Annotated in this window: 9 protein-coding genes; 2 read left to right on the top strand and 7 right to left on the bottom strand. The window is 67.4% G+C overall.

Translation table 11 applies throughout. The features are described 5' to 3' along the window. Nucleotides 1-44 precede the first annotated feature (44 nt). Nucleotides 45-917, top strand: coding sequence for an SDR family oxidoreductase (locus tag TVB01_RS08270; protein WP_422455423.1), 873 nt, complete (start codon nt 45-47; stop codon nt 915-917). 102 nt (nt 918-1,019) lie between these two features. Beyond that, a complete protein-coding gene (locus TVB01_RS08265; protein WP_422455422.1) occupies nt 1,020-1,919 on the top strand; it encodes an alpha/beta fold hydrolase in 900 nt (299 codons plus the stop codon). Between the two features lie 31 nt (nt 1,920-1,950). On the opposite strand, the gene TVB01_RS08260 is transcribed toward TVB01_RS08265, so the two are convergent. From TVB01_RS08260 to TVB01_RS08230, 7 genes are all read right to left on the bottom strand, one after another. Then, nucleotides 1,951-2,901, bottom strand: coding sequence for a zinc-binding dehydrogenase (locus TVB01_RS08260; RefSeq protein ID WP_422455421.1), 951 nt, complete (start codon nt 2,899-2,901; stop codon nt 1,951-1,953). Nucleotides 2,902-3,023: 122 nt separating this feature from the next. After that, nucleotides 3,024-4,775, bottom strand: coding sequence for a cytochrome c oxidase subunit I (ctaD, locus tag TVB01_RS08255; RefSeq protein ID WP_422455420.1), 1,752 nt, complete (start codon nt 4,773-4,775; stop codon nt 3,024-3,026). A gap of 160 nt (nt 4,776-4,935) precedes the next feature. Further along, nucleotides 4,936-6,159: an amidohydrolase family protein gene (locus TVB01_RS08250; protein WP_422455419.1), complete on the bottom strand. Its 1,224-nt coding sequence runs from the start codon at nt 6,157-6,159 to the stop codon at nt 4,936-4,938. Then, complete coding sequence (locus TVB01_RS08245) at nt 6,156-7,547, bottom strand: formimidoylglutamate deiminase (RefSeq protein ID WP_422455418.1); 1,392 nt, start codon at nt 7,545-7,547, stop codon at nt 6,156-6,158. The genes TVB01_RS08250 and TVB01_RS08245 overlap by 4 nt, the downstream gene beginning before the upstream one ends. Then, on the bottom strand, nt 7,544-8,743 hold the full coding sequence (locus TVB01_RS08240; RefSeq protein WP_422455417.1) for an allantoate amidohydrolase: 1,200 nt from the start codon (nt 8,741-8,743) through the stop codon (nt 7,544-7,546). The genes TVB01_RS08245 and TVB01_RS08240 overlap by 4 nt, the downstream gene beginning before the upstream one ends. A gap of 9 nt (nt 8,744-8,752) precedes the next feature. Continuing rightward, entirely contained in the window at nt 8,753-10,426 is a 1,674-nt protein-coding gene (hutU, locus tag TVB01_RS08235; RefSeq protein ID WP_422455416.1) for a urocanate hydratase, read from the bottom strand. A gap of 24 nt (nt 10,427-10,450) precedes the next feature. After that, on the bottom strand, nt 10,451-11,107 hold the full coding sequence (locus TVB01_RS08230; protein WP_422455415.1) for an IclR family transcriptional regulator: 657 nt from the start codon (nt 11,105-11,107) through the stop codon (nt 10,451-10,453). Nucleotides 11,108-11,222: the final 115 nt, after the last annotated feature.

Below are 11,222 nucleotides of genomic sequence, written 5' to 3'. Positions count from 1 at the left end.
CCCGGGCGGTCTCGGTCCGGACCTGATGACCAAGGATGCACGTCATGGAACAGAGCCAGGGCCGCCCCATGCAGGGGAAGACTGTGCTCGTCACCGGTGCCACCGGCGGCATCGGCCTCGCGACCGCGCAGAAACTGGCAGCAATGGGTGCGCGGCTCGCGGTCACCGGGCGCAGGCCGGACCGCGCAGAGGCAGCAGCGGAGGAGCTCAGGAAGGAAGGCGGCGGGCAGGTAGACGTCTTTACCGGCGATCTCTCTTCCCAGGCTGAGGTCCGGCGATTGGCGGGCGAGATTCTGACGGCGCTTCCCCGCATCAATGTACTGGTCAACAACGTCGGCGGGTATTGGAACACCCGGCACGACACCGCCGATGGTCTCGAGCACACATTTGCCTTGAACCATCTGGCCCCGTTCCTGTTGACCAATCTGCTGCTGGAGCGGCTGCGGGAGAGTTCACCTGCCCGGGTGGTGACGGTCTCCTCCAACGCGCACACCTCCGGCCGGATCGACTTCGACGATTTGCAGGGGGAGAACTCCTACTCGGGGGCACGCGCGTACAGCCAGTCCAAGCTCGCCAATGTGCTTTTCACCTACGAGCTGGCAAGGCTGCTGCAGGGTAGCCGGGTAACGGCCAATGCGCTTCATCCGGGAATAGTGAGAACGTCCTTCGCGACGGAGGATCCCGGAGCTGTTCAGCGCGTGTTCGTGCCGCTGCTCCGGCCCCTTATGCAGCGTGCGGGGACGGGTGCAGCCACTTCGGTCCGGTTGGCTTCCGCTTCCGAACTCGAAACGGCAAGCGGAGCATACTTCAGCAGGGGCAAACCACGCAGATCCTCCAAGCGCAGCTACGACCGGGCCGCTGCCGCTCACCTGTGGGAGGTCAGCGCAGCCCTCACCAGGCTGAAGGGCAGCCGGTAGGAGCGGCGCCACCCCCGGAGGAGGGTAGGCTGGCGGCCACGCGGCGCGGCTGCGGCGCGGCTGCGGCGCGAGCAGAAGAATGCGACCGGAAGGAACCGGACAGTGAGCCTCCTAGGAACCCGCCGATCTGCCCCCGCACCACTGCACCCCAGCGAACGGCGAAGCTGGGTGAGCGGAGAAGGGGCGCAGCTTGCCGTCTATGAATACGGCCCCGAACCGGGACCGGGTGTCCCCGAGGTATTGCTGGTTCATGGCTATCCCGACGACCACACGGTCTTCGCCGGGGTGATTCCCCTGCTGGCAGAAGACCACCACGTGATCGCCTATGACACCCGTGACGCAGGACTGTCCACGGTGCAGGAAACCGCCTTGGCAAACTTCCGGCTTCCACTGCTGGTCGAGGATCTGTACGCGGTTCTCAAGGCGGCGTCGGCCGGACCCGTCCAGCTGGTAGGGCACGACTGGGGATCCATACAGGGCTGGGCTGCTGCGCGTGACCCGCGGGCACCGTCCCGGCTTTCCCGGTATCTGAGCATCTCGGGTCCGGACCTGCAGCACTTCCGCGGCTGGTTTGCCCGGCGGCTGCGGGTGCCGGCCCGCTGGCCCGACGTCGCCCAGCAGTGCCTGCGCAGCTCCTACGTGGCGGGATTCCAGATCCCGGTGCTCCCCGAACTGTTCTTTTCCACGGTCGGGGCACGGCTCTACGAGCGGACCCAGGGCAGACCTGCCGGCCGCAACCCGCAGCGCGGCCTGGCCCTGTACCGGGCGAACCTGGCCGCACGCGGGACGTCCGCCCTGCAGGGCGCTGTCCAAATACCCGTTGACGTAATGGTGCCGCTGCGGGATCCGTTCCTCTCCCCCGCCCTGAACCAGGGTGTGGAGGAATTTGCTCCCCGCGTACGGTTCACCGCCGTGGATGCCGGCCACTGGTGGCCGGCATCGCACGCCGCAGACCTTGCCGCCCGGATCAGGGAGGGTTCGCCCGAGCTGATCCGCACGTAGCCGCGGTGGGGACGGTACCGCAGAGGTGTCCTTAGTCGCCAAACCTCGCCACGAGGCGGCCGAGGACCTCGTTGTTCTTCAGCCGTTCCAGGCCCCTGGCGATCTCCTCGAAGCCGATTTCCTCATAACCGGGGCGGATTTCTCCGCGCAGCATCAGGTCAAAGACTTCCTCGATGTCCTCCACGGTGCCGCCGAGCGAGCCTTCGAGCTTCTTGCCCAGGATGGTGTTGGTTGCCACCGTGAACGTGGGCTTGCCCAGGCCGACCTGCACCACTTTGCCGCCGCGCTTCACGGCGTTGATGGCCTTCTGCGTGGTGTCGAAGCCTGCGTAGTCGACGATCAGGTCGAAGTCGCCGCCGGCGCGGGGATTAGCTACCCACTCTGCTGCGTCCTTGACACAGCTGACGGCACCCACCTCGCGGGCGTTGTCCCAGGCTTCTTCCTTCATCTCGGCGACGTGGACTTCAGCACCGGCGAGCACGGCTGCACGGGCACCGATCTGGCCCAGGCCGCCGAACCCGATGACACCTACCTTCATGCCCTTCGCCGCGCCGCCGACCTTGATCATGGCGTGGTAGGAGGTCATGCCCGCATCAGTGGCGAGGGCAGCCAGGGAGAGGTCCAGCCCTTCGGGGACCCGGGCAAGGTCGCGGTAGTCAGCCGCGAGCTTGTCGGCGAAACCGCCCGGCGTGAACATGCCCAGCGGCGGCTGGACTCCCGACGAGCAGACGCCCACGACGTCCCCCACCTTGAAGCCGGTGACCTCGGCTCCGAGTGCCGTGATGACGCCGGCGTTCTCGTGCCCCTGCGTCATGGGCAGGAACGGCATGGCCTGGTCCCCGACTTCCATGTACATCACGTCGGAGTGGCACAGTCCCGCGGCTTTGACGTCGATGATGACCTGCGTAGGACCCGGAACCGGTTCCGGGATGTCATTCAGCTGGATCGGCTTGCACTCCCCCATGTACTGCCAGGCTTTCACAACAACTCCTCTCACGCGGGGCCGAAGGGCGGCATTGCCCCTGCGCGTGCACTCTGGTGGCACGTTCCTGCGGTGGAATCCCCTGGTTCCAGTTTAGAACTGGGTGAGACGAAGGCCCCGCTCTATTGCCGCGGATCGGGGTTCTTCGGATCCTCGCTGCCCATATCCGCGGCGCCGAGCACGCTCGCTACCGGGTTGTCGGTCTTCTCATTGGCACGGGGTTTCAGCTCCGGGTGGTGCAGGTCCAGCGCCGGCCGCTCGGACCGGATGCGCGGCAGGGAGGTGAAGTTGTGCCGCGGCGGCGGGCAGGAGGTTGCCCACTCGAGTGAGCAGCCGAAGCCCCACGGGTCGTCGACCTCCACCTTTTTACCGCGGCGCCAAGTCACGTACACGTTCCAGAGGAACGGAATCATCGAGAAGCCCAGGATCATGGAGCCGATGGTGGAGAGCTGGTTCATCCCGGTGAAGTTGTCCTCCACCAGGTAATCGGCGTAGCGCCGGGGCATGCCGAGCACACCGAGCCAGTGCTGAATCATGAAGGTCAGGTGGAAGCCCAGGAACAGCAGCCAGAAATGGATCTTGCCCAGGCGCTCGTTGAGCATCTTCCCTGTCCACTTGGGCCACCAGAAATAGAACCCGCCGAACATCGCGAAGACCACGGTGCCGAAGACGACGTAGTGGAAGTGGGCGACGACGAAGTAGGTATCCGAGACGTGGAAGTCCAGCGGCGGGGAGGACAGGATGATCCCGGTGAGCCCGCCGAAGAGGAACGTAATCAGGAACCCCAGGGCCCAGATCATCGGAGTTTCGAAGGTCACGGAACCGCGCCACATGGTGCCGATCCAGTTGAAGAACTTCACCCCGGTCGGCACGGCGATCAGCATGGTCATGATGGCGAAGAAAGGCAGGAAAACCTGCCCCGTGACATACATGTGGTGCGCCCACACCGTCATGGACAGCCCGGCGATCGCAATTGTGGCAAAGACCAGGCCCTTGTAGCCGAAGATGGGTTTCCGGCTGAAGACCGGGAGGATCTCGGAAATGATCCCGAAGAAGGGCAGGGCAATGATGTACACCTCGGGATGGCCGAAGAACCAGAACAGATGCTGCCAGAGAATGGCCCCGCCGTTCTCCGGATCGAAGATGTGGGCATCGAACCTTCGGTCCGCTCCAAGTGCGAACAGTGCCGCAGCCAGCGGCGGGAACGCCATCAGCACCAGGATGGCCGTGACCAAGGTGTTCCAGGTGAAGATCGGCATGCGCCACATAGTCATGCCGGGGGCGCGCATGCAGATGATCGTGGTGACGAAGTTGACCGAGCCGAGGATGGTTCCGAATCCGGACAGGGCGAGGCCGAAGACCCACAGATCGCCCCCGACGCCGGGGGAGAACGTCGTATTGGACAGCGGCGCGTAGGCAGTCCAGCCGAAGGACGCTGCGCCCTGCGGCGTGATGAACCCGGACACCGCGATCAGGGAGCCGAACAGGAAGAACCAGTAGGCCAAGGCATTGAGCCGGGGGAAAGCGACGTCGGGCGCACCGATTTGCAGCGGCATCATCACATTCGCGAAACCGGCGAACAGCGGCGTTGCGAACATCAGCAGCATCAGGGTGCCGTGCATGGTGAAGAGCTGGTTGTACTGCTCCCGCGACGACACTATCTCCAGCCCGGGCTGGAACAGCTCGACCCGGATAATCAGGGCCATCACCCCGGCCAGGCAGAAGAAGATGAACGACGTGATCAGGTACAGGTAGCCGACCTTCTTGTGGTCCGTCGTTGTCAGCCAGTCGACCACCGCCCGGCCCTTGGACACCGGCACAACACGCGGAGGTACAGTCGTTCCTTCGTCTGCCGAATACTTCAACGTAGACATCAACGCCGCCTTGGGTCCGCAGGAGGTCCTGGCCGTCCACCGCCCGGCTCACACGCAGGCCAGTGTGCCTTGTATCGTAGGTGGCCCGCCGGGGGCAGTCCAGAGAACGTGCTCGTAAACTGCGATGGCTGCCCGCCTCGGCTCCGCGGGCCAGGCGACGCTAGCGTCCGACGCGGGTTCCGGCCCGCCACACGGCGGCCGTCAGCGGCATCCCGGGACGGTAGGCAAGGTGCGCTGCCGACGGTGCGTTCAGCAGATGGAGGTCGGCACGGTGCCCGACGGCGAGGGAACCCACCGCCCGTGCACCGTCCCGGTCCTCCCCGGCGTGCCGGCGCAGGGCCAGGGCACCGCCGTAGGTTGCTGCCCGGACCGCCTCGGGGACGCTGAGCCCCATCTGCAGCACGGCAGTTGCCACACAGAAGTTCATGGACGAGGTGTAGGACGTTCCCGGGTTGCAGTTGGAAGCCAGCGCTATTTCGACGCCGGCGTCGAGCAGTCGGCGTCCGGGAGCCAGCGGTTGCCGGGTCGAGAGGTCGCAGGCGGGCAGGCAGGTGGCCACGGTTCCCGGAGTTCCCTCTCCGGCGGCGGCGTCCCAGTCGGCCCAGCTGCCCGCGAGCGCAGCGACGTCGTCCGCTGAAAGATAGTTGACGTGGTCCACGCTGGCGGCAGCGAACTCCACCGCAAGCTGGACCCCCGCCCCCGGACCCAGCTGGTTGCCGTGTACCCGCAGGCCCAGCCCGGCGTCCCTGCAGGCAGTGAGCACCCGCCGGGACTGGTCCTCCGTGAAGGCCCCGCGCTCGCAGAACACATCGGCCCACTGCACGTACGGCCGCACCGCCGTAAGCATCGGGCCGCAGACCAGCTCGGTGTACTCGTCCGGGTCGCTGCCCGCGGGAACCAGGTGCGCGCCGAGGAACGTCACGTCATCCACAACGGTGGAGGCAATCCGGGCGCTGCGTGCTTCCTGCTCCACGTCCAGCCCGTACCCGGTCTTGGTTTCCAGCCAGGTGGTGCCGCCCGCGGCGGCTTCGGCCTGCCGGCCGAGCAGCAGCCGGGTGAGGTCGTAGTCCCCCGCCGCGCGGGTCGCTTCGGTGGTGACGGCGATCCCGCCGGCAGCATAAGGCTCCCCGGCCATCCGCGCCTCAAACTCCGCGCTGCGGTCTCCGGCGAAGACCAGGTGGGTGTGGGAATCCACCCAGCCCGGGAGCATGGCCCGCCCGCCGGCGTCGACCGCTTCGTCAGCTGCCGGGGCCTGCCCGGCGGGGCCAATCCAGCTGATCCGTTCACCCTCGAACACGATCGCCGCGTCCCGGAGCACCGACTCGCTGCCCCGCGCGGCGTCCATCGTGGAAAGCTCACCGATATTGGTGACCAGGGTGCTCATGCCTGGGCTCCGGACGCGGTTTCGGTCATCTGCCTGCCCGGAGCCGCATCAAGTTTCCGTATCGCAGCAGCGAGCAGTCGCCCCGGATCCCCCAGCCGCACATGCTCTCCCCGGTCAGCGGTAAGGACACCGCCGACGACGACGGCTCTCACGTCCTGCGCCGTCGCACAGAGTGCCAGCTGGGCGGGGTCCGCGCCGGCGGTCCGGGCGCTGGCGGGATCCACCACGATCAGGTCGCACATGCGTCCGGCCGCGAAACCGGGCACGCGCCGCCCCTGCGCGGCAGCACCGCCGTCGGACAGTGCCCGGTGCAGGTCAACGGGGGCGAACCGGCCGCGGGTGCCCGAGGCCAGCCGTTCTCCGTGCTCCAGCGCCCGCATTTCGAGCCAGGGATCGACGACGGCGTGCTGGTCCGAGCCCAGCGCGATCCGCGCGCCCGCTCCCGCCAGTGCAGCAGCCGGTCCAATACCGTCCGCGAGGTCCGCTTCGGTGCTGGGGCACATCACGACCGTGGCACCCGCATGGCCCAGCAGCGCGATATCCTGCGGGCCCAGGTGGGTGGCGTGGACTGCGGAAAGGCGAGGGCTGAGCAGGCCGTGTTTTCCCAGCAGCTGCACCGGGGTCAGGCCGGTGGCCCGCAGGCAGGCGTCGTTCTCTGCGGGCTGTTCGGAGATATGGATGTGCAGGGGAAGTTCGGGCTCCAGACCGCTGGCGATGTCTGCCAGGGCTTCCTCGGGGACGGCGCGGACGGAGTGCAGGGCCGCGCCGATGCTGGCCTCAGACGGGTCGAACTCTGCCTCGAACGCCTTCCTGAGACTGGCGAGCCGCTGCAGCCACGCCTGGGCACTGCTGTCCCCGAAGCGGAGCTGTTCCGGTGCCAGGGGTTCCCCAAACCCTCCGGCCAGGTAACAGGTGTCCAGCAGCGTCAGCCGGATACCCACGGCACGTGCTGCGCGGCCAAGTGCCAGTTCCATGTCGTGACCGGGATACGGAGTGCCGTCGGGCCGGTGGTGGACGTAGTGGAACTCGGCCACCGAGGTATATCCGGCGGTCAGCATTTCGGCGAAAACAGCGGTGGCCACTTCCTCATACAGCTCCGGGGTGAGCGTTCCGGCGGCCCGGTACATGGCCTGGCGCCAGGTCCAAAAACTGTCCGCTCCCCCGGTGTGGGTGCGGCCGCGCAGCACCCGGTGGAAAGCGTGCGAGTGCGCGTTGGAGGCGCCGGGGAACACGATGCCTTCCAGGACCAGGTCCCCGGATCTCGGTGCCGCGCCGGTTTCCACGGCGGCGACGATTCCTGCGGAATCAACGCTCAGGCGGACGCCGGATTCAATCCTGCCGTCCCACACGGCCTGTGCGCACCAGACCCCTGCCGCACGGCGGATCACAGCAGGTCCTCCAGGACATCTGCAAGCGCTGTGGCGGAGTAGTCGGCGTCGGCGTCTTCCACATATTCCTCCGGGGAATGCGAAATTCCGCTGGGGTTGCGGACAAAGACCATGCCCGCGGGCACGTGCCCGGCCAGGATCCCGGCGTCGTGCCCTGCTCCGGTGGCCAGGACGGGCGCCTCCGGCAGGGCAAGCTGCAGCTGGCGCTGCAGGGCCGGGTCAAAGGTGGCCGTGGGGCTGAAGGATTCCTGCGCCAGCGTCACGGAGCACCCTTCGAAGGCGGCGATCTTCTGGGCCTTGCCGTGGATGGTTTCCACCAGCTGTGCGGTGAGCGCGTCCTCCTCATGCCGGGCGTCGAGCCAGAGTTCCACCCGGGAAGCGATCACGTTGCTGCCGCCGGGAACGGCCTGGATCCGGCCCACGGTGGCACGCGCCCCGGGCAGTGCGGCTGCGGCCTGTTGAACAGCGGTGATGATCTGCGCGGCTGCGACCATCGGGTCCGCGCGGTCTTCCATCAGCGTGGTGCCGGCGTGATTGCCCTGCCCGTGCACGGTGAGTTTCCAGCGCCCGTGGCCCAGGATGGAACTGCCGACGGCGACGGCGGGACCGTCGTCTCCGAGTCCTCCGCCCTGTTCCACGTGCAGTTCCACGAAGTCGCCGATCCGGGCGAGGGTATCCTCATCCCGGCCCAGGTGCGCCGGGTCCAGCCCAGCGGCGCGGGCGGCGTCGGCGAAGGTGGTGCCGGCGTCGTCGCGCAGGTTTCGGGCAGTGTCCGGGTCAATGGCTCCGGTCATCAGCCGCGACCCCAGGCAGGCGACGCCGAAGCGCGAGCCCTCTTCCTCGGGGAAAACGGTGATGGCGAGGGACCGGTTGCGCTGGACCCCGCGCTCTTTGAGGACGTCGACGGCGGCGAGGGCCGCCGCGATGCCGAGCGGCCCGTCGAAAGCTCCGCCGCCGGGAACGGAGTCCAGGTGGCTGCCGGTGACCAGTGCGCCTTTCTGGGGTTCGCCCCACCAGGCCCAGAGGATGCCGTTGCGGTCAGTCTCGACGTCGAGCCCGCGGGACTGCGCCTCCGCTGTGAACCAGGCGCGAAGGTCCGTTTCCGCCGCGGAGAAGACCGGGCGGCTGTAGCCGCCGCGGACCGGATCCCGGCCGATATCGGAGATGCTGTCCAGGAGGGTAGTAACTGCTGCCATGGGTTTACCCTATTCGGCCATCGGGATACGGACGCCGCGTTCTTTGGCGACCTGCCCTGCCTCGTCGTAGCCGGCGTCGACGTGGCGCATGACGCCGGTACCCGGATCGTTGGTGAGCAGCCGCTCGAGCTTGCGGGCGGCCAGGTCGGTGCCGTCGGCGACGGAGACCTGCCCGGCGTGAAGTGAACGGCCGATGCCGACTCCCCCGCCGTGGTGGATCGAGACCCAAGTGGCGCCGGAAGACGTGTTGAGCAGGGCGTTGAGCAGCGGCCAGTCGGCGATCGCGTCGGAGCCGTCCTTCATCCCCTCGGTTTCGCGGTAGGGGGAAGCCACGGACCCGGAGTCCAGGTGGTCCCGGCCGATCACGATCGGCGCGGAGACCTTGCCCTCGGCGACCAGCCGGTTGAACAGCAGCCCGGCCTGGGCGCGTTCCCCGTAGCCGAGCCAGCAGATCCGGGCGGGAAGGCCTTCAAATTCCACGTGCTTGGCCGCGGCGTCCAGCCAGCGGTGCAGGTGTTCCTTCTCGGGGAAGAGTTCCTTCAGTGCGGCATCGGTGACGGCAATATCCGCGGGGTCCCCGGAGAGCGCCACCCAGCGGAACGGGCCCATGCCTTCGCAGAACAGCGGCCGGATATAGGCGGGAACGAAGCCGGGGAAGTCGAAGGCCCGGTCGTACCCGCCCTGGCGGGCTTCATCCCGGATCGAGTTGCCGTAGTCGAAGACCTCGGCGCCGGCGTCCTGGAAGCCGACCATGGCTTCGACGTGGCGGGCCATGGAGGCCTGCGCCTTTTTGGTGAAGCCCACCGGGTCGGCTTCGGCTTCGCGGTGCCAGTCCTCTACAGTCACGCCTTCCGGCAGGTAGCTGAGCGGATCGTGGGCCGAGGTCTGGTCGGTGACGATGTCGAAGTCCGCGCCTTCGCCGGCGTTCCGGCGGCGGAGCAGTTCGGGGAAGACCTCCGCCGCGTTGCCGACCAGTCCCACGGACAGGGCCCGGCCTTCGGCCTTGGCGGCCATCACCTTGGCGAGGGCCGCGTCGAGGTCGGTTTCGACGTCGTCGAGATAGCGTTTGCCGGCCCGGCGCCGCAGCCGGGACCCGTCGACGTCGACAATCAGCACCGCTCCGCCGTTGAGCGTGACCGCCAGCGGCTGGGCACCGCCCATGCCGCCGCAGCCGCCGGTGAGGGTGGCGGTGCCGGCGAGGGTGCCGCCGAACCGCTTGTTGGCGATGGCGGCAAAAGTTTCATAGGTTCCCTGCAGGATGCCCTGGGTGCCGATGTAGATCCATGACCCCGCGGTCATTTGTCCGTACATGGTCAGTCCTTCGGCCTCCAGCCGCCGGAACTCGGGCCAGGTGGACCAGTCCCCCACCAGGTTGGAGTTGGCGATCAGCACCCGCGGAGCCCACTCGTTGGTGCGGAACACTCCGACGGGTTTGCCGGACTGCACCAGCAGGGTTTCGTCGTCGTCGAGAGTCTTCAGGGTGCGGATGATCGCGTCGAAGGCTTCCCAGTTCCGGGCGGCCTTACCGGTGCCGCCGTAGACCACCAGGTCCTCCGGCCGCTCAGCGACCTCCGGATCCAGGTTGTTCATCAGCATCCGCAGCGGTGCTTCGGTCTGCCAGCTTTTGGCGTTCAGGTCGGTGCCGCGCGGAGCCCGGACGGTGCGCGGGGTGTTTTCGTTCATGGGGTTCTCCGTCGTCGTTGTCGGTTAGCCGTGTGTTTGAACTGCACTGGTTTCTGCTGTGAGGACCCGGCAGATATCCGCCAGCCGGTCTGGGGTGATGCGGTAGCTGGGCACCACCACGCTCATCGCCGCCACGGCTTTTCCGCCGGCAGTCAGCGGCACGGCGATGGCGGTGATGTCTGGTTCGACGCCGTCGCTCACCACCGCGCAGCCGGTGCCGTTCGCCTCGCCGCGCATTGCCTTGCCGGCGGCGCTGGTTTCCAGGACGAAGCGCCGCCCCACCCAATTGGCGTGCCGGACGGACTGGGTGCCCTCCGCGATCGCAATGTAGAGGCCGTGGCCGCCGGCCGCGGGAATGCTGAGGTAGGTGGATTCACCGGTCTGTTCAACGATCCGGTCCATGGCGGCACGGTAGGTGGAGATCAGGGATTCTGAGCTCAGGGCGAGGACGCCCAGCTGTACGACTGCCGGACCGGGGCGGTAAATCCCGTTCTCTTCCCGGCGCAGGAAATCGGTTCCTTCCAGGGTGCGCAGCAGGCGCAGGGCCGTGCTGGTGGACAGGCCCGCAGCTTTGGCCGCTTCGGACTGGGTCACTGCGCCCTGGCGGCACACCACGCTCAGCAGGGACAGTGCGCGTTCCACTGTCCGTGTGGTGCTGTCTGGCCTGGCTGCCTCGGTCATCCGTCCACTTTCCCTCACCTGCTAATGCCACCTAGTAAAACAGGAATTTCACTAGGTGGCTAGGATTCTGCGGCGCCTAGTGTCGGGTGGAGAGGTGCGGGGTGTGTGGGGGCAC

Origin of the sequence: Arthrobacter sp. 7Tela_A1 (assembly GCF_049311065.1) — a bacterium.
Taxonomy (GTDB): Bacteria; Actinomycetota; Actinomycetes; order Actinomycetales; family Micrococcaceae; genus Arthrobacter_B.
This window is presented reverse-complemented; position numbering and strand designations above follow the sequence as displayed.